General features: G+C 72.6%; 14 protein-coding genes. 4 read left to right on the top strand and 10 right to left on the bottom strand.

Annotated elements, in window-relative coordinates:
* The first annotated feature begins 84 nt into the window (after positions 1-84).
* Genes AC4BAR_RS08345 through AC4BAR_RS08330 form a run of 4 tightly spaced genes read left to right on the top strand, consistent with a single transcriptional unit; the run spans position 85 to position 4,151 of the window.
* On the top strand, positions 85-1,542 hold the full coding sequence (locus AC4BAR_RS08345) for a flavin-containing monooxygenase (protein ID WP_490627390.1): 1,458 nt from the start codon (positions 85-87) through the stop codon (positions 1,540-1,542).
* Between the two features lie 7 nt (positions 1,543-1,549).
* Complete coding sequence (locus AC4BAR_RS08340; RefSeq protein WP_490627389.1) at positions 1,550-2,371, top strand: SDR family NAD(P)-dependent oxidoreductase; 822 nt, start codon at positions 1,550-1,552, stop codon at positions 2,369-2,371.
* Between the two features lie 20 nt (positions 2,372-2,391).
* On the top strand, positions 2,392-3,297 hold the full coding sequence (locus AC4BAR_RS08335; RefSeq protein WP_490627388.1) for an alpha/beta fold hydrolase: 906 nt from the start codon (positions 2,392-2,394) through the stop codon (positions 3,295-3,297).
* Positions 3,294-4,151, top strand: a complete 858-nt coding sequence (locus AC4BAR_RS08330; protein WP_490627387.1) for an SDR family NAD(P)-dependent oxidoreductase — start codon at positions 3,294-3,296, stop codon at positions 4,149-4,151. Before AC4BAR_RS08335 ends, AC4BAR_RS08330 begins: the two co-directional genes overlap by 4 nt.
* On the opposite strand, the gene AC4BAR_RS08325 is transcribed toward AC4BAR_RS08330, so the two are convergent.
* The 10 genes from AC4BAR_RS08325 to AC4BAR_RS08280 are packed head-to-tail and all read right to left on the bottom strand — an operon-like array spanning position 4,139 to position 24,733.
* Entirely contained in the window at positions 4,139-7,576 is a 3,438-nt protein-coding gene (locus AC4BAR_RS08325) for an eCIS core domain-containing protein (protein ID WP_490627386.1), read from the bottom strand. The two genes, AC4BAR_RS08330 and AC4BAR_RS08325, sit on opposite strands and share 13 nt — an antisense overlap.
* Positions 7,573-9,588 (bottom strand): ATP-binding protein, encoded by a 2,016-nt coding sequence (locus AC4BAR_RS08320; protein ID WP_490627385.1) that lies wholly within the window; start codon positions 9,586-9,588, stop codon positions 7,573-7,575. The genes AC4BAR_RS08325 and AC4BAR_RS08320 overlap by 4 nt, the downstream gene beginning before the upstream one ends.
* On the bottom strand, positions 9,585-11,249 hold the full coding sequence (locus tag AC4BAR_RS08315; RefSeq protein WP_490627384.1) for a hypothetical protein: 1,665 nt from the start codon (positions 11,247-11,249) through the stop codon (positions 9,585-9,587). Before AC4BAR_RS08315 ends, AC4BAR_RS08320 begins: the two co-directional genes overlap by 4 nt.
* 2 nt (positions 11,250-11,251) lie before the next feature.
* On the bottom strand, positions 11,252-15,685 hold the full coding sequence (locus AC4BAR_RS08310) for a hypothetical protein (protein ID WP_490627383.1): 4,434 nt from the start codon (positions 15,683-15,685) through the stop codon (positions 11,252-11,254).
* A 27-nt stretch (positions 15,686-15,712) separates the two neighbouring features.
* Positions 15,713-17,710, bottom strand: a complete 1,998-nt coding sequence (locus AC4BAR_RS08305; protein ID WP_490627382.1) for a hypothetical protein — start codon at positions 17,708-17,710, stop codon at positions 15,713-15,715.
* A 30-nt stretch (positions 17,711-17,740) separates the two neighbouring features.
* Positions 17,741-18,709 (bottom strand): hypothetical protein, encoded by a 969-nt coding sequence (locus AC4BAR_RS08300; protein ID WP_490627381.1) that lies wholly within the window; start codon positions 18,707-18,709, stop codon positions 17,741-17,743.
* Positions 18,710-18,747: 38 nt separating this feature from the next.
* Positions 18,748-19,086 carry a hypothetical protein gene (locus AC4BAR_RS08295; RefSeq protein WP_490627380.1) on the bottom strand — a complete coding sequence of 113 codons (339 nt, stop codon included), beginning with the start codon at positions 19,084-19,086 and terminating at the stop codon, positions 18,748-18,750.
* 32 nt (positions 19,087-19,118) lie between these two features.
* The gene (locus AC4BAR_RS08290) at positions 19,119-19,460 is read right to left on the bottom strand and encodes a hypothetical protein (RefSeq protein WP_490627379.1); all 342 of its coding nucleotides are present in this window, start codon (positions 19,458-19,460) and stop codon (positions 19,119-19,121) included.
* A gap of 35 nt (positions 19,461-19,495) precedes the next feature.
* The gene (locus AC4BAR_RS08285; protein ID WP_490627378.1) at positions 19,496-22,477 is read right to left on the bottom strand and encodes a phage tail protein; all 2,982 of its coding nucleotides are present in this window, start codon (positions 22,475-22,477) and stop codon (positions 19,496-19,498) included.
* An 18-nt stretch (positions 22,478-22,495) separates the two neighbouring features.
* Positions 22,496-24,733, bottom strand: coding sequence for a putative baseplate assembly protein (locus AC4BAR_RS08280; protein WP_490627377.1), 2,238 nt, complete (start codon positions 24,731-24,733; stop codon positions 22,496-22,498).
* Between the last annotated feature and the right edge of the window lie 11 nt (positions 24,734-24,744).

Genomic DNA, 24,744 nt, shown 5'->3' with positions numbered 1-24,744 from the left:
TGCGATGGTGTGACAACGTACGGTGTCAGATTTAAACTGATGACACGCATCTTCACATTGAATCGATTCCACCGCAAGCTCCCCATGGAACACCACGACATCCTGATCATCGGCAGCGGCTTTGGCGGCCAGTGCGCAGCCATCAACTTGCTGAAGCGCGGCTTCACCGATTTCCTGATCCTGGAGCGGCGCGACTTCATGGGCGGCACCTGGTGCCAGAACAGCTACCCCGGCGCGGCGGTGGACGTGCAGTCGCCGCTCTACTCGATCTCGCACGAGCCCTATGTGTGGTCGCAGATGTTCGTCGAGCAGGCCGAGTTGGAGGCCTACACCCACCATGTGATCGACAAGTACAAGCTGCGCGAGCGCACCCGCACCGGCTGCAACGTGACCGGCGTGCGCTGGGACGAGGCGGCGCAGCACTGGCAGCTCAGCACCGAGGCCGGTGACCACTTCAGCGCCCGGGTGGTCATCAACGCCTCGGGGCCGCTGAGCACCCCGGTGATTCCGCCCTTCCCCTGCCGCGACAGTTTCCAGGGCCAGAGTTTCCACACCAATGCCTGGCAGCACGGTGTGGACCTGAAAGGCAAACGGGTGGCCATCATCGGCAGCGGCGCCTCGGCGGCCCAGGTGATTCCGGCCATCGCGCCCGAGGTCGGCCAGCTGCATGTGTTCCAGCGCACACCCCACTGGGTGCTGCCGCGGCCGGACCGGCGCTTCTCCTGGCTGGAGCGCAAGCTGCTGGCCTTCACGCCGCTGCACAAGCTGCTGCGCACGCTGATCTACTGGGAGCTAGAAGCACGGGTGATCGGCTTCAAGTACTCGCAGACCGCGCTGAAGCTGTTCGCCCAACGCGCCGCGCTGCGCCACATCCACCGCCAGATCAAGGACCCGGCGCTGCGCGCGGCCGTGACACCCGACTACACCCTCGGTTGCAAACGCGTCATCCTGTCCAACACGCTGTACCCGGCGCTGGCGCGCGACAACGTGACGCTGCACACCACCGCGTCCGGCATTGCCGAGATCACGCCCACCGGCATCCGCACCCGCGACGGCCAGGACGTGCCACTGGACGTGATCGTCTACTCCACCGGCTACGACGCCACCGACGGCGTGATCTCCTACCCGGTGGTGGGCCGGAACAAGCGCACGCTGGCCGACTTCTGGGCCGAGTTTCCGCGCGCCTACCTGGGCACCTGCATGCCGGGCTTTCCCAACTTCTTTGTGGTCACCGGCCCCAACACCGGCATCGGCCACACCTCGGCCATCTTCGTCATCGAGGCGCAGATGAACTACATCATGAAAAGCCTGCAGGCCATGAAGCAATCGGGCAAGCGGGCGGTGGAGGTCCGGCCGGAGGCCGAGGCGGCCTACACCGGCATGATCCACCGCGAAATGGCGCAGACGGTGTGGAAGTCCGGCGGCTGCCACAGCTGGTACCAGTCCAAGAGCGGCCATGTGATCGCGATGTTCCCGGGCTTCAGCTTCAGCTTCCGCCGCCTGGCCAACCGCTTCAAGGCGGCCGACCACACCCTCGCCTGAGGCCCACATGACCCACTGGAACCATGTGTTGGTGACCGGCGGCGCAAGCGGCCTGGGCCTGGGCTGCGCCTTGCGGCTGCTGCGCCGTGGCAGCCGCGTCAGCCTGCTCGACCTGGCGCTGGGCGATGCCGCCCGCCAGCAGCTCGATGCAGCGGCTGTCCAACCCGGGCAATGGGCTTTTGCCAGCGCCGACGTGACCGACGAGGCCGCCACCCAGGCGGCGGTGCAGGCCGCCGTGGCCCGCTTCGGCCCGCCCGACCTGGTGATCCACTGCGCCGGCATTTTGATCAACCGCGCGGTGGCCGACACCAGCGGCCAGGCCTTCCGCCGCGTGGTGGACGTCAACCTCAACGGCAGCTTTCATGTGGCGGCCGCGGTGCTGCCACACATGCGCCCTGGCAGCCGGCTGGCACTGGTGGCCTCCATGGCCGGCCTGACCAGCAACTACGCCTACGCCGCCTACGGCGCCTCCAAGTTTGGTGTGGTGGGCCTGGCCCACACACTGCGCTACGAGTACCAGCCGCTGGGCATCGCCATCAGCTGCATCTGCCCGCCCGAGGTGCAAACCCCCATGGTGGCCAGCGAACGCAGCCCCGGCAACTTCAACGCCATCTCGCTGGCGTTGAAAGACCATGCCGGCTCGATGACGGCCGACGCCGCGGTGGACGCCATGCTGGCCGGCCTGGACGCTGGCCGCTGGATGGTGATTCCCAGCCTGCAGGCCAGGCTGGTGGCCGCCGTGGCCCGCCACCTGCCCGGCCTGTTCTTCGGCTTCACCGACCTGCTGGTTCGCCGCGAGATGCGCAAGCGCGGCATCGCCACCTTTTGACCCCCTCTCGAAAAACCACCATGAGCTTACGCAACACATTCAGCCAACTCTACGGCGCCCTGGGCCGCCTGGCCTACCGTCTCACCATGGCCCTGGAAAGCCGGCTCTACGGCCTGCGCCGGGTGGTGGTGGACGGGGGCGACTGCCAGATGCCCTGCTACCTGGGCGGGCCCGTCGACGCCCGCGAGACCGTGGTGCTGGTTCATGGCTACAGCGCCGACCGGGCGGTGTGGGTGCGTTTTGCCAAACACTTCACCGCACGTTACCGGGTGCTGGTGGTTGACCTGCCCGGCCACGGCGAGACGGCCTACGACCCGGCTTTGAGCTACCGCATCAGCACCCAGGCCCAGCGCGTGCTGCGCGCCATGGACGCGCTGGGCATCGTCCGCGCCCATGTGGTGGGCAACTCCATGGGCGGCATGATCGCCGCGCGGCTGGCGCACGACCACCCGCAGCGCCTGCACTCCGCCGGCCTGATCGACCCGGCCGGCGTGCAGTCGCCCCAGCCCAGCGACATGGAACAGATGCTGGCCCGCGGACACAACCCCTTTCTGGTGGCCAGCCAGGCCGGCTTCCGCACCTTCTACGCGATGACCATGGCCCGCCCGCCCTGGCTGCCCGGCATGGCCTTGCACGCCATCGGCCAGCGCTACATCGCCCAGCGCGCCCAGCTGGCCCACATCTTCGAGCACTTCACCAGCGAGGGCGGGCTGGACCACCAGCTGGGCGCCATCCGCGTGCCGGTGCTGGTGATGTGGGGCCGCCAGGACCGGCTGCTGCACGTCAGCGCCGCCGCGGTGTGGACCGCCGGCATCCCCGGCGCCCGCCAGGTGGTCTACGACGACCTGGGTCACATGCCCATGCTGGAAGCCCCCGCCCGCGCCGCCCGCGACATCCTCCACTTCATCCAAGGCATCGCCAAATGAAAAATCTCCAAGGCCGTGTGGTCGCCATCTCGGGCGCCGGTTCCGGCATCGGCCGCGCGCTGGCCCATGAATTCGCCCGCCAGGGTTGCCTGCTGTCGCTGTCCGATATCAACCCCCATGCGGTCGAGGAAACCGCCAACCCATTGCGCGCCCAGGGCGTGCAGGTCATCACCCAGCCGGTCGACGTGGGTTCGCTGGACCAGGTGACGGCCTGGGCCGAACGCACCCGCGCCCATTTCGGCCGCATCCACGTGGTGGTGAACAACGCCGGCGTGGCGCTGTCGGGCACGGTGGGGGCGCTGCGCATGCAAGACTACGAGTGGGTGATGCAGATCAACTTCTGGGGCGTGGTCTACGGCAGCAAGGTGTTCCTGCCCCACCTGGAGGCGGCCGGTGAAGGCCACATCGTCAACGTCTCCAGCATCTTTGGCATCAGCGCCCAGCCGCTGATGAGCGGCTACAACGCCAGCAAGTACGCGGTGCGTGGTTTCACCGAGTCGCTGCGGCAAGACCTGGAGCTGGCCGATTCCTGCGTCTCGGCCAGCTGTGTGCACCCCGGTGGCATCAAGACCAACATCGCCAAGACCGCCCGGGTGGACGCCAGCGTGGCCACCCTCACCGGCAAGAGCGAGGCCGAGGCCACGCGCGAGTTCGAGATGAGCTTCATCACCACGCCGGCCCAGGCGGCCCGCGTCATCGTCAAGGGCGTGCTGCGCAACCAGCGCCGCATCCTGATCGGCCCCGACGCGCGGCTGCTGGACTGGCTGGTGCGGCTGATGCCGGCGCTGTACCAGCGGCTGTTTGTCGCGGCGGTGCGCTGGCGCCGCGGCAACGCGGCGCGTCAAACGACCTGATCAACCACCTGGTGCATCAGCTCGCCCACGTCCACATCGGGCGTGATGAAGTTCACCTGGTCCCAGTTCACGTCGAAGGGCTGACCTTCTTCGTAGTGCATGGGGAACTCGACACCGAAACGCAGGTTGGAGCCGACCTCGAACGAGGCCAGGTTCCAGCGCTTGCTGTACAGCTCGATCTCGGTCACCCACAGGTCGGCCGTGACCTCGGCGAAACCGGTCAGGTCGAACCTGAATTTGGGCTCGACAAAGATCGACCCCAGCGCGTCCAGCACCAGGCCCTGGCCGGGGCTCCAGTCCACCGTGGCCGCGGCGCTGGCCTCGCCGGCCAGGCCGATCTCGCCACCGGCCTCCAGGCCCAGCTCGGCACTGATGACCGGGATGCCGGCGCCCAAAGCGCCGCGCACAAACATGCGCAGACCGGCATGGGCCGGCACCACAAAACGCGCCTGGCCGTGCACGGTGGTCTGGTCCTCGTGTGAGGGGTTGTAGCTGACGCTGAGCGCGGTGTCGCGCAGCTGGCCCGGGCCGATGCCGGCCGACAGGTCCAGCCCCGCGCCGATGGTGGCGAAGATGCCGATGCGCTGCCCGGCCACCGCGACACCGACGATGGGAATGTCCAGGTTCAGCGAGGCCAGCCGGCGGGTGTAGGTTTTTTCGTCGAAAACATTCAGCACCGGCGGCAGGGCCAGCTCGCCAAACAGCTCCAGCTCGCCATTGGGCAGCAGCCGGATGCGGCCGGTGGCGGTGAGCCAGGGCGTCAGCGTCACGCTGACCTGGCCGCTGCCGTAGGCGGTGATGGTGTCGGTGGGTTCGGTGCCCCGCTGCCCGGCCTCGTCCACCGCGTAATTGGTGGCGCCCAGCGCCAGGCTGCCGCTGAGCATGCCCCGCGCAAAATCGCCCCGGCCCTCGACCACAAAGCCGCCATCGCGGTATTCCACATGCAGGCGCTGGCTGAAGCCGGCAAAACCGCTCTCCAGGTCACCGGTGGCCGAGAAGCTGAAGTCCTCGCTGCCGGGGGCCTGGGTCAGCACCGCCTGCAACTGGCCGCCGCGCACATTGGGAATCTGGTCGCTGAGGGTCAAGGTGCCGGCGAAACGCGAGCCCTCGGCCTCGCTGTGGCTGAACTCCAGCTGGCCCTGCTGGAGGGCGCGGACCTTGGGCACCACGGTGAGCGCGCCCGACAGCGTGGTGCCGTCGTATTGCACATGGCCGGTGGCCGATTCGACGCCGGGCACGAGGTTGGGTTTGAGGCCGATGTCGCCGCTGGCGCTCCACTGCCCGCTGTCGGGTGCATAAGTGAAAGCGATGCGGGCCGGGTCAAAGTAGCGGGTGTCGAAATCGAAGCTGCCGGAGATCGACAGGGGGGCGTCGGTGGCCAGCACCGCGCCAATCATGCCGCGCCCCAGCCCTTGCACCGCGAAGTTCACCTGCCCTTCCGCGCCAAGGCGTGCCCCACCCCCGCCCACACCGGCAAACACCGTCAGCGACGAGTCGGTGATGCTGAACGGGCTGGGCAATGCCAGCTCGCCAGCGGTGAAGGTTTTGTACAGCTCCAGATTGTCGCCGTGCACCTGGAAATCGATGGGTGCGTCGTGCAAAAAGGGCAAGGTCGGAATGATCCGTCCCTGCATCTGGATGCCACCCACCGCACCGATGTCGAAGGCATCGATTTCAATCGGTGAGGTTTTCTTGTGCTCGATGCGCCGCACCTTGGCGCGCACCTCACCGCGGTCGATGTAGCCAGCCAAGGGGGCTCCCGGCGCACGCTTGACAGTGATGGTGTCGGTGAAAGGCTTGTACTTGGGATCGTTGTCGGGAATGCCGATGGTCAACTGCCCCAGGTTTTCACCGCCATCAGGTGCAGCGGCGGCGCCGGTGGCGAGCGACTTGCCGGTCACCTTCACCGGCAGCAGCCAGTCGCGCTCGGCCGCCAGCACCCGGCCGGTGGCGCGGAACTGCTTGCCCACCCCACCCTGGGCCGATGGGAAGATCAGGGTCACGCCGTCGGGGCTGAGCTCGGCCGGCGCCGCCGAGCGCACGGCCGCCAGGTGTTCGCCGGCCTCCACCTCGTCTCGCCGCCAGTAGAGGTCGCGCCCCACCGACGCCGGTGCGCTGGTGCCGTTCAGGCCGCTGCCCTGGAACCGGATGGCGTAGGCGTCCTTGAGCTGGCGGCGCAGCGCGCGGGTCGGTCCGCCCGGGTAACCCGCGGCGCGGATGTGCCGGTCCAGCTGCGCATCGATGTTGCCGTCGATGGTGGTGCCGCTGGTCATGTTGGTGCTGGCGTCCAGCAGCTCCATGTTGGGCAGACTGTTGGCCCAGGCGTTGGCGGGGTGGTCCGCCAGCTGCAACTCGACGATGTGGTCGACCTGGTAGTCACGCCAGGCCGGCCGGTCGCCACGGCCCCAATTGGGCAGCGTCATGCGCTGCGCCACATCCTGCAGGGAGGCACCAAAGAAGAACACATTGGTGCGGTCGCGGACATTGGCCTTGAACAGGTGAGCGTCCTCCGGGCGTTCGCCGTGACCGTCGTTCTCCTTGCGCTCCAGAATGCCCACCATCGATGCCGTGGACAGGCCATCGCGCCAGATCTGACGCTGCGCCGTGTCGCCGCGCAGCGTGCTGTTGTAGCCCTTGTGGCGCTTGATCTCGGGCCGGCTCTGGTAGAGCTCACCCCGGTGCGCCTGCAGCTTGAAACCCGGCATGGCCAGCTGGGCAAACACCAGGGTGTCGCCGCTGGCGTTCACCTGACCGTCGGTCTCGGCCAGTGTTTTGGGATCGGTGGCGGGTGTGGGCATGGCGCCACTGGCCGGTGCGGCACCCGGTGACGGCGTCGGGGTGGGGGTTCGCATCACCCGCGCCGCCACCCCGGCGTCGCGCTGCTGCACCACATGGGTGGCCTCGTGGGCCATCAGGCCCAGGTCGTATGGCGACTCGCCCTCGCCCAGCCAGACGTCGGCGCCAGCGGTGAAGGCCCGGGCATCGAGGGCCCTGGCCTGTTGCTGGGCCTGGGCGTTGCTGTGCACCCGCACGTCGCCGAGGTCAGCGCCCAGGCTGTCTTCCAGCCGGCGGCGGGTGGTGTGGGGCAGCGGCTCGCCGGGGCCGGGGGGTTGCAGGCCTGGCACCGGGCCGGGCGCCGCGCGGGCCCCGGGGCTGGCCTGGCGCGCGATGGCCGGGGCGGCCGGCCGGGCGCCAGGAATCGTCGGATTGGACTGCACCGTGGGCGCGGCCTGGCCGGCCACCACCCGCTGCGACACCTCGTCGGCCTGCCGCTCCAGCGCCGAATGCGCCGGCTCGATGGGCACACCGGCCAGCGCGGCGCGCAACGGCTTGGGCGCCTGCGGTGTGACGGCGGGGGCCACCACCGGTGCGGCCGGTTTGGTGGCCGGCGCCGGCGTGGGCTTGCGCTGGGGCGCGAAGCTCATGCGCTGACCCCGGTGCCGCACGCCGGGGTCAGCCCCTCGGGCGTGGCCACGCCGGTCCCCACCGGCGCACCGGCCTGCAGCCAGCGCTCCTGCGCCGCCACCGCCCAGGCCGGCGCCGGCACGCCGGTCTTGGCGCATTCCAGCGCACAGGCCACCGCCAGCGTGTCGGCCTGCGGTGGCCCGCCGGACAGCACCACCGCGGTGGCCACGATGTTGCGCAGCGTGCCACCGGCGGCCTCCACGTCCAGCGCCAGGCGCTCGATCAGCGTCACCGGCAGCTGGGCCACCGCGTTGCCCAGCAGGGCCCGCCACAAGGCCATGCGCTCGGGTGGCGACGGGTGGGTGAACTCGATCACCGCATCGAGCCGGCGGGTGAAAGCCGCGTCGATGCGGCTGCGGCCATTGCTGGTGAGCACGGTGATGCCGGCGCAGCCTTCCAGCCGCTGCAGCAGGTAGTTGGTTTGGGCATTCGCGTAGCGGTCGTTGGCGCTGGCCACATCGGTGCGACGGGCAAACAGCGCGTCGGCCTCGTCGAACAGCAGCACCGCGTCCACCCGTTCGGCGCCGCCCATCACCCGGTCCAGGTTGCGTTCGGTCTCGCCGATGTATTTGCTGGTGATGGCCGCGGTGTCCACCACCAGCAGCGGCTTGCCCAGCCGGGCCGCCAGCCATTCGGCCACCAGCGTCTTGCCGGTGCCCGACGGCCCGTGCAACAAGGCCCGCACACCGGCCCCCAGCCGGGCCGACGCGGCCACACTGAGGTGCTGGGCCAGCGCGTCGCGCTGCAGGCAGCGGGCATGCAGCAACTCGACCTGGGCCCGCACCGCGGCGGGCAGCACCGGCGCCACACCCGACGGCTGGGCCCAGCGCGCCAACCCCTGCAGATCAACCCCACAGCCCACCCCCGCGGCCGTGACCCGCGCGGTGGCTGTGGCGTCGGTGGCCTCGCCCAGCTGCTGTGCGATCGCGCGGATGGCCGACGGCCCCAGCCGGTGGCGCTGGGCCAGCCCCAGGGCCTGCGGGTGCAAGGCCTGCAGCGCCGGTGGCGCCGCCCCGCCCGCCGCCGGCGGCACCGCCCCCAGCGCCCAGGACCACAGGGCCGCGCGTTCGGCCACGTCGGGCAGCGGCAGGCTGCATTCGACCAGCGGGCGGTCCCCCACCTCCAGCCCCAGGCGGGCCGACGCCAGCACCAGGGTCGGTGCGGTGGCCCCCACCGCCTCGGGCACCGTCAGGCGGGGGGCCTCATGGTCCAGCGCGTCGATCAGCCACAGGCTGCGGGTCAGCCACAGCCAGGCCGGCAAGGCCGCCTCGGGCAGGGCCTGGCCCTCGCCCGCGTCCGCCACCTTGGCCACCAGCCGGTGCCCCAGCGCCCCGGCCAGCGCACGCAGCCAGGTCAGGGCCTCGGCGCGGTCGTTGTGCCGCAGCACCACCACGGTGGCCGGCCGCAGTTTCTCGGCGGTGTCACGGGCCCGTTGGGCCCAGCTGGCGGGCAAGGCCACCGCCGCGCTGGGCACCCGCCAGTGGCTGGGCAGGCGGTCATGGCCTTGCAGGGCCAGGGCCAGCAAGGGTGGCAACTGCACGGGGTGATCGGCCCAGCCTGCGCCGGCCGCCAGCGGAAAACCCAGCAGCCAGCCACGGCCCCACAACGGCGAAGCGGCCAGCTGGTCGACGCGGCCGGCCTGGTGCACCCGCAACAGCGCCAGCGCCTGGGCCGCGCGGCGCAGGCGCAGCACGCCGGCGGCGCCCTGCACCGCGGGGGAGCTGTCCTGCTGTTCGGACCACAGCGCCAGGGACAGCAGCATCGCGTCGCGTAGCGGCAGGCCAAAGGCCTCCACCAGCCGCCACAGCGGCGCATCGACCTCCGCCGGCTGGGCGGCGCACTGGTTCAGCCGGGCTTGCAGGCGCTGCACTGTGGCCGCATCGGCCTCCGGCCCCGGCTCGGCCAGCGCCTGCCAGACCGCGGACCACAGCGACGCAAGCGGGGGGTTGGACGCGGGCAAGGGGGCGTTCATGGCGGGCTCCAGGGCGACGGTGGGTCGGTGGGTTCGAAATGCAGCTGCACGATGCGGCCCAGCCAGGGCACCCAGCCGGGGTCGGCGTCCAGGCCCAGCCGGCGCACGGCCAGGTCGGCCTGGTCGAGCGAAAACAGCACATCCAGGTGGGTGGCGCTGAGCTGCAGCCAGGCCGGCCGGCACAGCAGCGCCCGCGGGCCGGGCCAGCCCCCCGGCCCTTGGGCGGCGCGCTGCAAGCGGCGCCAGGCCCACCGGCCCAGCTGGTGCACCGCCGGTGGCTGGGCCCGCCACAGCGCCAGCAAGGCCTCGCCCTGCCCGGCGGCCACCGCGTCAAAGGCCGGCAGCACGGGCGCCATGGGATCGGCCAGCCAGTGGCGGCGCGTGACCTCGCCCAGGCGCGACCAGGCCGCCAGCCAGGGCGCACTGGCCGCCAGCCAGCGACCCACCGGGTCCAGCCTGGGCACCAGGTGGTCCAGCGCGTCGGCAAAACCCAGGCGCAGCAAGGCATTGAGCGTCAACGGCCAGCCGCCCAGTTGGGTGGCCTGCCAGCCGGCGGCGCTGGCGGCACCCACCCCAGGCACACCGCCGCTGGGCCAATCGGTGGCCGTGGCCGTCCCGGTCTGTGCCGCCGGGCCCGGCAGGTGGCTGGGCGCCGAGCCGGCCGGTGGCGGTGTGGGCGGTCGGGGATTGGGGGCGGTTGAGAGGGACAGTGCCGCCCCCGGCACCTGGGCGGTGCGGTGCGGCCTGGCGTCGCGCTCCGCGGGCAACGCCGCCCCGGCGGCAAGGGCCTGGGCGGGAACCGCATGCGCGGTGTCGTGGCCGGCGGGCAGTGGACCGGCCGCGGGGAAAGCTGCGAGGCCAGGGCTGGCTTCCCAATCCACCGCGGTCCGAGGGGCTGGACCGGTCATCGCCGGGGATGGGCCCAACCTCGCGGTGGCCCTGAGCAGGTCCTGGCCGTGGCCGGCCGACCAGGCCGCGAGCGCGGGCGGTGAAGCGCTGGTGACCAACGCCGGAACAGGCGCCAACGGCTCGCCGGCGCCGGCCGTTTGCAGCCATTCGCGCCAGGCCGGCCGCTGCGCAAGCCAGGCGTTGCGGGCGCGCTGGCTGACCGGGTCGGCCTGCCAGCGCCGCCACATGGCCTGGGCCTGCTGCAGCGCCATGGCCTGCGCCTGGGGTGCGGCGGCGTTGTCGGACAAGGCGGGCCAGGCCGCCACACCGTCCAGCCCGGCCAGCCGGGCAATGCGTGGCCAGAACCAGGCCCGGGCACTGACGCCCTGGCCGGGCCAGCGCAGCATCACATCCAGCCAGGCGGCCACGGCCTCGTCCCAGTTGTCAAACCACACGGCGGGTGACTGCTCGGCGCCGGCGCTGCACCCGTGGCGGGCCCGGCCCAGCGCGTCTTGCGCCGCCGCCTCCACGACACGGTCCCAGCCCGGCGCCATGGCGCTGCCGGCCGGAACCTGCAGTTTGCGCACCAGCACCAGGCGCTGGCCGCTGCCGACGCGGGCACAACGCAAGGCCGATTCAATGCGCTGCTGCCACAGCCATGCCGACGGCGGCGTGGCCCCGTCGACCGGCGCGCCGCGAACCCGCACCCTTGCCTGCCCGACGTGCACTGTGCCGCGCGGGTCGGTCGGCGAGGGCCAGGACGCGAGTGCCATGGTCAGCGCTGCGCCAGCGCCTGGGCACTGAACACCGACAGCGGCGCGCTCAGGGTGCTGGCGCTGAGGTGCACCACCGCGTCGGCGTCCAGCGTGGGCGCCGCCTCCGCGGCCTGGGTGACCCGGGCCACCACCTGGCCGGGTGACACGTCGTGCACCACCGCCTGGGCCAGCCCCTGACCCAGCGAGACCTGCATGCCGACCCGCACAGGGGCCAGCAGGTCCACATGCAGCTGCACCAGCGCGCCAACCACCGGACGGACCGGCAGCGCCAGACGGCCCGGAATCAGGTCGCGCACCGGCGCATGGCTGGCCAGCAACACGACCACCCGCACCAGGTCATTGACCAGCCGGGTGGCCGGGATGCTGCGGCCGTCGATGCGCGAGAACAGCCAGTCGACCATGTCCTGCATGCCGTGCCAGTCGCTGAAATCCAGGCCCAGCTCGGACTCGCCAAAACGGGGCAACACGCCGAGCTGGCGCAGCGAGGGCGCCACGTCGAAGCTCGACAGCCGCTGCGCCCAGACCAGCCGCACGGCCGGCGGCACCTGGTTCAGCGAACGCAGCAAGCAGGCCGCCACCCGCGCGATGTCGTCCAGCTCGCCGCTGGCACCCAGCGTGCGCGACGACAGGAACAGGTCGCTCACCGTCACATGGGCCAGCGCCTGTTGCGACAGCTCGCTCCAGGCCAGCGTGGCCAGCCGACCGGGTGGTGGCGCCTGCTGCACCACCGCGCTGGCATGTTGCAGGCCGATGTCCAGCCAGCCGAACTGCAGCGTGCGCAGCGCCCCGGCCACACCGCCGGGCGTGGGGTCCACCGCCGCACGGGCCTGGGCCAGGCTGCCGGTGCGCACCCGGGCCTGGTCGGTGGCCGAACGCAGCAGGCTGCCCAGCTCGTCGCGGTTGTCGATGGACAGCAGCAGCTCCGACAACCGATTGAAGTGCCGCGCCGGCAGGTCGCGCAGCGCGTCCACCATGCGCTGCAGCTCGGGCGGGATGGCATGGGCGTCGCCGCGGCAGGCCGGCACCGGCGACACGTACAGGCCGGTCTCGACGCTGCGCACCGGCAGGTCGTCCAGGTGCTGGGCCAGGCGCGGCCGGCGAAACACCACATGGGGCACCTGGGCCAGCACCGCCCGGCGGTGGCGGAGCAAGGCGGCAATGCGCTGGCGCTCTTCGGCCAGCAGGGCGCGGGCCACGCCGAGGTCATGGCGGACCTCGGCCAGTTCGCGGTCCAGCCGCGCGATCTCGCTCAGCGTGCGCCGCTGCAGCACCTGCAACCGGGTCAGCGCGGCCTGGGCCTGGTCACGCAGCCGGCGGTAGGACTCGACCAGGCCTTCCACGCCGCGCAGAAAGCGGATGCTGTTGTCGATGGCGTCGATGCCCTTGCGGAAATAGTCGGCCTCGGAACGGATGTCGGTGTCGACCCGGTCGATGTTGACCAGGCTGGCGCCGGCGGCCTTCAGGTCGGCCACCGTGCCCACCGGCCGGGTCTGCCCGGGTGTGGTGGTGGCCGCGTAGCCAAACACCGGCAGCGTGCCCACCGGCAAACGCAGCTCGGACAGCTGGGCCACGGTGTTGTCCACCGACGCGGTTTTTCCCGCAGCGGCGGCACTCCAGGTGTCGACCACCACCGGGGTTTTCAGGCGCTCGCCCAGCGTGATGCTGTTCTGGCTGAGGTTGAAGTTGCTGGCCGCGGCCACGGCGTCGGTGTTGACCGAGGTCGCGGTCGGCGCCTTGATGGCCAGGCGGTCCTGCATGCCGGCCAGATCGGTGGTCGAGCCCAGCCGGCTGCGGGCGTCCAGCAGCTCGGCGCTGGTGGCGCGGCTGGCCCCCTCGGTGAAGAAGCGCTGCCCGTCGGTGGCGCCCACATGGGTGGCGATGGCGGGGGTGGGCGTGGCCCCCTCGGCCGCGCGGGCCGCCGAGGCCACGCTGGCCGTGCCGGGGCCAGGCGCCGACGTGGGGATGGCAGCGGCCTTGGCCAGGTACTGGGTCAGTTGCTGGTCGGTGGCGTAACTCGACTCGCTGCGTTTGACCAGCTCCGAGATGCCCGGCGAGGTCAGCAGGCGGTCGGCATCGTCGGCCCCCAGCAGCCGGGTGCGCAGGCGGTACAGGTCGACCCGGGAGCGCAGGAAACCAAACTCCACCAGGTCGTTGGAGGCCCGGCTCTTGTGGTCCAGGGTCTCGATCAGCCGGGCCAGGCCGAGGTGCAAGGCCCGCTGGTTGGGCGGGCGGGCCGGACCGGCCAGCGCGGTGCTGGCCGTGACCTCGGTTTGCTGCAACTCCTGCAGCCCCGGGTTGCCCTGGGCCTGGGTGACCAGCGCCGAGACATCGGTGAGTTCGTGGCTGGTGAGGGCGGCGTCGATGGCAAAGCCGTCCAGCGCGGGCTGCGGCTCGTCGGCCTCGCGCCGGTCTTCCCAGGGCCAGGGCGCGCTGGTGTCGCCGTCGGCGGCGGCCAGTGTGCCGGCGGCCACCCGGATGTTGGCGCCCTGGGGCAGGGTTTCGCTAACCCAGTGGCGCTCGCGCTCGGCCCGCAGCGCGCCGGCCGGGCCCCAGCCCACGGTGTTGCCGCTGGGGCCACAGACCGCGCCGTAGACCAGGCCCTCCAGCGTGGCCTGGGCCGCCGCGGGGGCAAAAAACGACAGGTCCACCGCCAGCCGCAGCCAGCGCCGGGCACTGCCCAGGCCCTGGCCTTCGGCGGCCGGCAGGTTGCCGGCGAATCGCAGCGCTGTGGCCGCCACACCGGGCACGCTGGGCTGGGTGGCGCCGGGCGCACCCCACCAGAACACCGGGCCGGGTGCCAGCACCGCGGTGTCCAGCGCGGTCGGGCTGGCCGGGGCCTGGGTGTTGCGCAGCAAGGGTTGCAGCAGCAGGTACTGCGGCGGCTGGGTGACGTCGATCTCGGCATAGGCCATCAGGCGGTCGCCGGGCGCCAGCACCAGCGTGTCCTGGGCGCCATCAAAGCCATGGGCTTCGAGGGTGGCCAGGTTGCGTTTGCCGCCGGTGTGCAGCCGCGGAAAGAAGCGGCCGGCCTGGAAGCTGAAGCCGTCAAAACCTTCGTCCGGCAGGCCAAGCGGGTCGCGCGTCGGGTGCTCGGGCCAGAGCCCGGAAATCGCATGGGCCAGCACATCGTGGCGGTGCTGCCAGCCGGCACGTTCGCGCAGGGCGCGGGCCCGGCGGGTTTCCAGGCCGTCGATGGTGATGGCGAACAGCGGGTCCACCGGCTCGTCGAGCCGCAGCAGATCGGGGTGGAACTGGGCGGCGGGCACCGGCACCAGCAGTTCGATCTGCTCGGCGCGCGAAAGGCTCAGCGGCGCCAGGCGGGCCGACTCGGCCAGCAGCACCTCCACCATGTCGTCGCTGATGACCTGGGCAGTGACCGACCAGGCCGGCGGGAACACGCTCTGGCGTGCCTGCCCGAAGTCCACCACCGTGGCCGGCAACACACCGGCCGGCGGCAGGCGATCGAACTGCCGTGGCAGCTGGGCGGCGCTCAGCTGCTCGGGCGGCAGCTCGGCCAGGTGTTCGGCCAGTTGCAGCACCTGGGCCTGGGCCAGCGGCTCGTTGAGCCCGGCCCCCAGGCCGGCGTTGACCAGCAGCGGGCGGGCCCGCAGGCCCCCGCCCTCCCGCAGCACGGCCTGGCGATCGAGAAAGGCCAGCCGGCCGCTGGCCAGATCGTCAAAGCCGGCCAGCGCCAGCGGCACGCCCAGGGCCTGCCAGGGCCAGGCTTGGCCGGCGGTTTCCCCGTCGAACACCCGCCAGGCCAGGCGGTTGCGCCAGGCCGCGTCGCGTCCCGGCAGCGGCCGGCTGCGGTGCGGCCAGAACACCCACTCGAAACGCAGCGCGTCGTCGAAGGCCAGGCGTTGCGAGGCCGGGTCGGGGTCGTCGTGGCAGGGTCCGCCGACCTTGGGACTGAGGTCGCGCAGCAAGCGGATGGGGCGGGCGATCAGCACCGCCACCGGGGCCAGGCCGCGGCCGGCGAACCTGGTCGCCAAAGCCCCCAGCGGCCATGAAGGCGCTTCGCGCAGTGCCAGGCGTTCGGCATCGGTCCAGGCCGGCCCGGCGTTCTCCAGGCTCTCATAAGCCACCGGCAGCTGCTGCGCCGACAGCCGGACGGCCGCGGGCAGCACCACATCCTCACCCTGGGCGATGGCGATGCCGGCCGACACGTCGATGCGTGCCCCGCCCGTCGCGCCCTGCACATAGGGCGTTTCGAAGCCGTGCACCACGCCGGTGGCCAGAGCCTGCAGCAGGCCGTTGCAGCGCTGGCTGCGGGCCTCCTGTTCGTCCTGCAGCACCTGGGGGGTGAGCACCCGGCCCACGGCGAAGCGGGCCCGCCGCAGCGCCGGCTCGGTGGCCACGCGCAGCTGCATGGTGGGCGCCACGTCAAGCGCCACCTCACCGGGCAGGGGGCGGAAAGTTTCGGTCACATGCATGGTGTTCTCCGGCGGGCTGTTCGGCGTTCACTTGACCAGGGCCGCGATGTCGTCCGGCTTGTTGGCCTGGGCCAGCTTGAGCAGCTGCGCGCCCAGCCTGGCCACGCCCTCGTCGGGCAGGTCGGCCGCCAGGCGGTCGAGCTGCGGCACCACCCGCGAGGCGGCCAGGGTCTGGGCCGCCGCCACCGCCTGCAGCCGGGGCTCGGCCGCCAGCACCCGCTGCAGGCCCTCGCCCAGCCGGTCGGCACCGAAGCGCTGGCCGATCAGCAGGGCATCGTCGTGTTTGACCGCACCGTCGGCCGCGCCCCGGGCGGCCTGGGTCAGCTCCACCAGCGCGCTGCGGCGCAGCAGGTCGGACACCCCCAGCACGCCGGTGGCCAGCGTCGGGCCGATGCTCAGCCGCGGCGAGGCCAGCACATTGAGCAGCTCGGCACGGGTCAGCAAGGGGCTGCGGGCGGTGACGCTGTTGAACAAGGCCTCGGCGGCGTCGGCCCGCAGCCGGGCCTGCAGCTCGGTGTCGAGCTGGCCCACCGTGCCCGACAAGCGCAGCGTGTACCCCGACACCTCCGAGCTGTAGGGCAGCTGGCGCCGGCGCATGTAGAAAAACATGCCCCCGTGGCGTGCCTGGGCCACGCTGAGCGCGGCCTCGAAGGCGCGCTTCCAGGCCGCGTCCAGGGTGTCCGCTGGCGGGGTCAGCGGCGGAAACGACGGCACCAGGGGAGTGGCAGCCAGGGTGGCCGGCGTCCGGCTGATCAGCGACGCCCGCAGGCCGCCCAGCTGCACCAGGCTGGCCAGCGGTGAACGCACCGGGCTGCGGCTGGGTGTGGCCAGGCGAATGGGACGACGCGCACTGGCCAGGTTGCGCCGGATGTCTTCCAGCTCGGCCCGTGGCACCGGCGCCAGCACCACCAGGGCCAGGTGGTCGAGCGCCGCCTCGCCCGCCCGCAGGTCGATGGGGGGCAGGCTCAGGCCCTCGCCCACCAGCACCGGCAGCTCGTCTTCGGCGACGAAGCTGAATTCGACGTCGGCCTCGGGCGGGAAAAAGCTCTGGCGCAAACCGGCGTCAAAGCCCTGCTCCCAGTCGATGGCTGCGGCCGGCAGGGGGCCCACCGGCGGCAGGGCCGAGAACACCTGCGAGGCCAGAAAGGGACCGCCCCGGGCCAGGCCGGCCAGCTGCTCGCGGTACTGGGTGAACCAGGCCTCCAGCACGGTGCGCGGGCGCGGGTTGAGGGTGACGGCCAGGCCGGATTCGGTGCCCAGCTCGCGGCGCGCCAGGTGCTCGTCCAGCCAGACCAGCCGACCGCCGTCGAACAGCAGCACCGCCAGCGGCAGGGCGTCGTGCAGACCGGTGTCGCGGCTGCGCTCGAAAAACACCTCGCGCGCCACCTGGGCGCGGCGCTGCTCCGGCGAGGCGCTGGCCGGGCCACGCTCGGTGTAGGGCACCAGGGTGATGGCGACGGCCTCGACGGTGTCGCCGTCACGCACACCGCGTGCCCCGTCCAGCGTGGTCGGGTAAGAGGCCACCGGGTTGGCCGAGTACTCGACCGGACGCAGCGCCAGCACATACAGCCCGGTGCGCAGCCGCATGGTGTTGGTGGTGGGGCGCGGGGCACTGCGCAGGCCCAGCTGCAGCTCGACCCGCTGCTGCACGTCCAGGTCGTTGAAGGCCACGAAGTGCGGGCCCGGCGGGGCCAGGGCCACCAGCTCGCCGCTGGGTGTGATGCCGTGGCCAGGGGTGATCTGGAGTCCGGGCCGGGCATTGACCACCGCGGTGCTGACCCGCAGGCCGTTGACCACGCCAAAGCCCAGCGCCCGCCCGAGGTCGGCCACGCGGTGGCGCACATAGTCCTGGTCGGCGGTGAGGTCGGCGGCGGTGAGAAAGCGGCCGTCGAAGTACAGCGGTCGGGTCCGTCCCGGCGTGACCACCACCTCGCCTTCACGCACCTGGCGGGCCAGTGCGGCCCGGGCTTCCTCGCTGGCGGCTTCCACGCTCAGGCGGCTGGGAAAAAGGGTGTCTGTGGGCATGGCGATCTCCAGTGGGCAAAGGTGGGCAATTCAGACGCGGGCGCGGCCCTGCCAGCGGCCGGGCACATAGACAAAGGGGCGGACCAGGTTGTCGATCTCCAGTGCACGGGCCTCGTCCAGCCGGGGATGGCCGGCACCGGCCGTCACTGGCACCCGGACCCGGGCCAGCAGCACCCGGTCCCACCAGTCGTCGCGCGGGTGTTCGGTCAGCGGGCCCAGGGCAGGCCGCTGGGCATCGGCCGACAGCGGCTCCCAGGCCCCCAGGATGGCCTCGCCGATCAGCTCGCTGCGGCGCCGCTCGCGGGCCGCCTGCTGGGCCGCCGTGCCGGTGGGCAGGGCCGCCAGGGCCTGGTTGACCGCGTCAAAGGCCGGCCAGGTGTTGCCGGGCAAGGCGTCGGCCTCGGCCGCCGGACGCAACACCCAGCTCAGCTCGAAGGCGTCGTGTTCGCGCGCCGGCACGGTGGCGTCGGTGGCGTTGAACGGGCCGGTGGCAAAGGCCGGCGTGGCGCCATGCTGGCAGACCACAAAGTGCACAAAAATGTCGAGCAGCAGCACGGCGTTGGCGCCGCTGCCCAGCACCGCTTCGTCGAGCGCGTCGGCGTCGTTGGCCAGCGTCCAGTCGAACCAGCGCTGGATGCGGAAGCACTGGGTGCTGCGCAGCTCGATCAGCCGGCCCAGCCGGTCCAGCGCCAGGCCGGGGTCGATTTCGATTTCGCGCTCGGTGTTGGGGCGCCGCGGCTGGCCGGGGTTGGCCGGGTCGCGTGGTTCACGCACCCGCAGGCCAGCCACCGTGCCATGGCCGAACAGCGTGGCCAGGGCCCGCGCCAGCCGGCCGCGGTGGTAGCTCTGCTCGGCGATGAAATCCTCGCGGTCGAGCAGCACACCCACCTCGTAATGGGGGCGTTCGGCGCGCTGGGTCAGCGCCAGCAGCTGCTGCACCAGCGGGTCGCTGGTCCAGGCATCGGTGGGGCTGGCGGGGGCGGTCAGGGTGTCAGGCATGGCACAAAGCTCCTGCAGGTGGCGAGGTCATGACGGGGTCACCCCTCGATGGGCCGGGTGGGCGGCCGCGGCCGCTTGACCGGCGGACGGGTTGGCCGCGGTGCGGGGGTGGCTGGTGGCTCGGTCGGGCGCGGTGCCGGCGTGACCACCGGCCGCTCGCGGGGGCGTTCCAGCGGTGGGCCATCGACGGGCGGCCGGTCCACGGGCGGCCGGTCGGTGCGGTCGCGGATGGCAAAGCGGATCTGCGCGGTTGCCTGCACGCCCGCCGCGTCCGTCAGCGTCAGATCGACGGTGTAGTCACCCACACCCAGTTCGGGCTGCACCTGAACCACCGGCGCGGCGGTGCGCAGGGCCTTGTCGAGCAACAGGGTGTCCATGGTGGCGCTTCAGCGGGTTGGGTGGGCGCGCGTCAGGCCGGGCGCGCGGTGAGCTTCCAGGTGAAGGACTTGATCGCCCCGTTCTCCGAGGTCGATTCCCTGGCGGTCAGGAAAATCTGCGAACCGAGCTTGAACACGCTCTGGTCGATCGGTTTGCCGTCGGCGTTGGCCAGCCGCAGCACGGCGTTGGCGCCGCCCTGCATCTGCAGCTTGACGGTGGCCGGTGCCGAGGCCACGCCCAGGTTGTCCACCACCACCAGCTGGAACTCGTAGACACCCGGCTTAGGCGGCGCGTTGGCGGGGAACTGCACCTCGACCACCGGGTCGCTGGTGGTGGCCTCCTGGCCCAGAGTGAATTTAACGGGTGTGGACATGTGGCTCTCCAGGTCGTGGGGTTCAGGTCAGGGCATCAGGGTCGTTCGTTCAGGCGCCAGCGGTAGGCCACCAGGCTGCGCCCCGGCGCGGCCCGCGAGCCGCGTGCATCCAGCCGCAACGGCTGGTTCAGTGGCTGCAAGGCCGGCGCCACCATCTCGGCCTGCGGCCGGGTGCCGCCCGAGAAGTCGTAGTCGTCCAGGCTGGCATCGAGCGTGGCGCCCTCGCCCAGCGGGTCAATGCCGCCGAGCTGCGAGCCCGGGTCGGCGCGGCGCCGTCCCAGGCCCCCGGGCCCGGCCCCGCCCACGGTGAAGGGGCGTTGCGGGTCGCCGGCGAGCAAATAGGTGTCCACCCCCACCAACGAGGCCACGGCGCACAGGAAAGGCGCGGTGGACGGAATGACGTTGACCCGCACATGGGCCGGCGCCGCCCAGGCGCAGACCCGGCGCATCAGGCCCAGGTCCTGGCCTCCGAGCTGGTTGTGGACCAGCACGGTGACACGGTGGGCCAGCCGGTCGTACAGGGTCTGGCGGGCCTGGGTGCGGCCTGCCTCGACCGCCGGGCCGCCGGTCAGCGTGCGGTAGAGCGCCATGAACTCCGGCCGCAGCGGGTCACCCAGCACCAGGGTGTCGCCGACCAGGCTGTTGCCGCTGCGCGCCAGGCCGGCGATCAGCGGGTCGTCGCGGTCGAACAGCTCGGCGCCCAGGATGGTGGCGAAGCTGCGGCGCAAACGCCAGTTCTCCAGCACCACCGCCTCGCCACCGCTGACGGCGCCGCCGCTGACCAGGGTGTCACCGCGGTCGTCGCTGAGCTCGCCGCCGGTGGCCAGCTCCAGCGCCAGCTCCAGGCCGCGCAGCGTGCCATGTAGGCGCCACAGCACCGGGAAGGCCCGCAGCAGGCTGCGCCGGCGTCGCTCCGACAGCCCGGCGTCGAAGCTCAGCCCCACCCACTGGCCCAGCCAGTCGAGGTAATCGTTGGGGCAGCTGCCGGCCTGGGTGAGGGTGTGGGCGCTGGCGATCGCGCCTTCGATGCGGGTGAACTCGCCCTCGAAGCTGGCGAGCAGGCGTTCCAGAAAATCGGCGCCGGTGGCGCGGGCCGGCTGGTTGGCTTCGCTGCCGTCCAGCGCTTCGCCGTACAGCGCCGGCAGGTACTGGTCGCGGTAGGAAAAACGGCAGCCGGTGGCCCGCAGCGCCGCCACCGTGGGGGTGTCGCGGCCGTTGCCGAACAGCTCCACCACCACCCACAGGCGCCGGCCCTGCAGGCTGCGCACCGCCACGCCGGCTCGCTGCACCAGCAGCTCGAACAGGCCACGCTCGCCGGGGCGCGGCGGCTCGTCGCCCAGGCCCAGGCGCGAGGGCGCGCCCGGCACCTCGGTGGCCCGGGCGTGCCAGGCGGCGCGGGGCAGGTCTGGCCAGGCGGCCAGCAGGCCGGGCAAGGCCGCGGCGTCGCCCACCAGGTGGGGCCACCACGCGCTGCCGGCGCCGGGCGCCTGGCCCACCGGCGCGCTGCCAAAGAAGGCCTGGTCCAGCGCCGGCAGCGGCGGCGGCGCCACGTCGCTGGCGGCCAGCCAGACCACGGCGGCACAGCCGCGCGGCAGGTCGGCCTCCAGCCACAGCCGGCCCCAGGTGGTTTGCGGATCCTGGCTGTCGATCACACTCGGCGCCAGCACCGGGTCGCTGTCGGGGGCCGACCAGGCGGGCAAGGCGTTGGCCCGCCAGCCGCGGCTGACGCGGCGTGGCTGGGGCACGGCTATCAGCGGCCGCAGCCGCAAGCGCGGCAGGCTCAGCGCCGGCATGCCGTTCGGTTGGGGGACCAGCCTGGCCACGCCTTCATGGCAGACATGGCCCAGACCGGCATGGCTGAGCGCGGGTGGGGTGGCCGACAGCGCCCCGCTGATGCCTGCGGCGGCGGCCCGCTCGGCCGGGTCGGCGCGCAGGGCCAGGCGGGCGGCGGGCGGCGGCGCCAGCAGGGGGCCACCGTCGTGGCCGATCAGCGGCAGGTAGTCGCCGGCCGGTTGCAATCGCGGGGGCTGGCTGTCGATGCCGTCCAGCACCTCGGCCAGCGTGGCGGCGTCCACCGGGTAGAGCAGCGCCACGGTGTGGGCGCTGTTGTGCTGTTCGTCGCCCTGGTCGTCGCGCAGCGCGGCATGGCCCAGCAAGGCCAGTGTGTGGTCGTCGCGCCAGGCCAGGTCGTGCGGGGCCCAGCCGCCGCCGAGTTCGAAGGCCGGCGTGAGTTGCTCGTTGCCGTTCAGCAGCTGCACGGCGGCGGCGGCCTCCCCGCGACCGATGGCGGCCGCCGAGCGCCGCACCAGCACTGCCAGCAGGCCGTCGGGCCGGCAGGCCAGCGCCGCGCCGCCATCGTCGCCGCGCAGGCGCGCCGACAGCACCACCAGCCGGGCCGGGTCCGGGTGGCGGCTTAGCGGGTGGAAATGGGCGCCCTCGTCGGCGTCCACCGCCACGCCCTGGCGGGGCAGCGGCGAGCCCTGGGTGCGGCCCAATGTGCCGCGCGCGGCATCGAGCGCCCACACCCCACCGCCCGGCCGGGCGGCCAGCGCGGTGGCGGCAAAGCCCGGGGTGTCCAGCTTCTGCGCCAGCACGCGTTCGCGCCGGTCGATCAGCCACAGCGCCTCGCCACTGGCGAGGTACAGCACACCGTCGTCGCCCAGGGCCAGGGCGGCGATGGTGGTGATGTCGTCGGGCAGCGGCACGTGGACCGGCTCGGGCGTGTGCAGCACGCCCTGGGGGTCGCGCAGCGCCGCCCCCACGCTGACCAGCACCTGGCCGTCCCACCACAGCAGCGCACCCTGGGCGTCGAGCGCGGCCCGCACCGGGCTGGCGCTGCGGGCCAGCGGCACCAGGGTGCCGGGCGGCAGGCCGCTGCGCAGGCGCAGTGCGCCATGCCGGTCCGGGTTCAGCGCACAGCGCTGCCAGACCACCGCCGCGCTGTCCTGCGCGCTGGCGTCCAGCGGCCAGTGCACCGCGTCGTGCAGACCCCAGTGGCGGCTTCCGTTGATGTCCATGTCAGTCCATCCGGGTCGTCAGCACAGGTCGGGCACCAGGGGCACGGCCGCCGCGCCCTGGCCGGCCGGGTTGCGGTCGTCGCTGCCGGCGCCTTGGGGCGAGGCCGCCGGCACATCGCCCTCCACCACCGACACCCCCAGCAGCTCGGGCAGCTGGTAGCGCAGCAGCGGGATGCTGGCGCGGTCCTGGCTGTCCTGGGCCACCCCCTGCCAGCGGGGCTGGGCGGGGTCGCTGCCGGTCTGCCGGAACAGCGAGACATCGGAGGTGGCCTCAACCCCGGGCACCCGCGCGGCCACCACCTCCAGCTCGCGGTTGTCCACCGTGCGCCCCAGCGGCCAGCCCTGGCCGTCCAGGCCGCCATCGGGCAGGGCCCAGAGGAACCTGCGCAAGGCCAGCCGCACCGCTGGCAGCACCTCTTCGGCGGCATGGCCGTCGCGCACCCGCACCGCGATGGCCAGGCCCATGCCCACGTACTCGGTGCCGATCACGTACAGCTCGGTGCCCAGTGGCCGGCGCGGCTCCAGCCAGGCATGGGCGGCTTCCAGCAGCAGGCGGTCGGCGCGCGGCGCCGGCGCCCGGTAATCGGCGCTGGCCGAGCGCGGCCACACCATCACACTGACCACGCCGGGCACATCGGGCTCGCGTTCCTGCGGCTTGAAGCGCGGCAGCACCTCGACCCGGCCCACGTCGCCGCGCGGCAGCTGGGTCAGCAGGTCGCGGTAGTCGCTGGCGGTGACGGCACGGTCGCGGTGGCGCAGCGCGGCGGGAATGCGGCGCTCGGCCTGCTCCAGGGTTTCGGCATCGGCCCCGCCCAGCGTGGGCAAGGCCTGCTGCACTTTCAGCGGGCCGACGCCGGGCAGCACCATGCGCTGCAGGCTTTGCGCCGGCAGGTTGCCCTGTACGCCGCCGCCGGCCTGCAGGGTGGTGGCCCGGACCCGCACGCCGGCCGCCGGCGCGGCGCCGTGCAGGCCATCGCCAAAGCGCACCACCCCGGCCTCGGCGTCGAGTTCGAAAACCCGCGCGTCAGGGCCGCTGTCGCCGAGGTCGCTCACCGGGCGCCAGGGCTCGAAAGCACGGCTTTGCGGGTGCTCGACCTCCAGCACCAGGCTGGCCGCGTCGACGTTGGCCACCCCCAGCGAAAAGCTCTGGGCGCTGCCGCCGTCGCCGGTGCCCAGCAGGCGCGGGTTCAGCGTCTGGCGCTGCACGATGCGCACCGCGTGGATGCCGGCCCACTGGATGGCGAAATGCCGCAGGGCCGGGCTGGCCGTCAGGCGCAGGCGCAGCCAGCCCACCAGCCGGGCGGCCAGCGCCGGGTCGTCGATGCGGGGCGGGTTGCCGCCGACACCGGCCTGGAGCAAGCGGCGCGGGTCGTTCTCGGGCACGCCGATCTGGCTGGCCGCCGGCAGCGCCAGCCGCAGCACACCGCTGCGCGACAACACCGCTGTGCTGTCGTCTTCTGGCTCCAGTTCCAGAAAGCGGGCGTTGCAAGCCTCGTCCAGGGCGCCGGTGGACATCTCCCACACATGGGGCACCTTGACCTGCTGGCCGATGCTTGGGTCCAGGCCCATCACCTGGGGCGCCAGCGCCAGGCCGATGTTGAGGCGCCGGCGCGCCCCACCCTCGGCCGTGCCCAGCACCGCGCGGGCGGCTTCCACCTGCTCGGCCTTGGCCGCGGTGAGCGCGATCCACAAACAGCCGTCCACCGACTGGGCGGCGATGTCCACCGGCACCGGCTCGCCACCGCCGGGCACCGGCGCAAAGACCTCGTGGGTCACATAGCCCTGGGGTGGCTGGCTCAGCGCATACAAATCCTGCAGCTGGCTGAGCAGCGTCACCGCGTTGTTCTGCTCGGTGGGGCTGAGCCCGCGTTTGATGAAGCAGCGGCCCTGCACCGGCAACACGGTGAGCGTGTCCTGCGACTGGAAGGCCGGCGGCCCGTCCAGCGTGCTGCCCTTTTTGACCTCAATGGCGGCCAGCCCTTCGGTGCCGAGGGCCACCAGGCCGGTGGCGGCCACCGCCGGCCGCAGCTGCCGCCCGACCAGCGACAGGAAGGCCAGGCGCTGGCGTTCGGGGATCAGGTTGGCGCGGTACAGCACCGTGTCGGCCAGCCAGGCGAACAGCTCGACCAGGGTGACGCCAGGGTCGCCGACGCGGGGCTGCGACCATTCGGGGGTGTGGGCCGGAATGCGTGCCAGGGCCTCGTCCACTAGGTCCTGGTAGCGGCGGTCGTCAATGACAGGCAGGTTGATGGGCATCTCTCGCCTTC

This window comes from Rhodoferax sp. SPJ4, assembly GCF_058216275.1.
The sequence above is the reverse complement of the archived record's forward strand: the minus strand, read 5'-3'. Positions and strand labels throughout refer to the sequence as shown.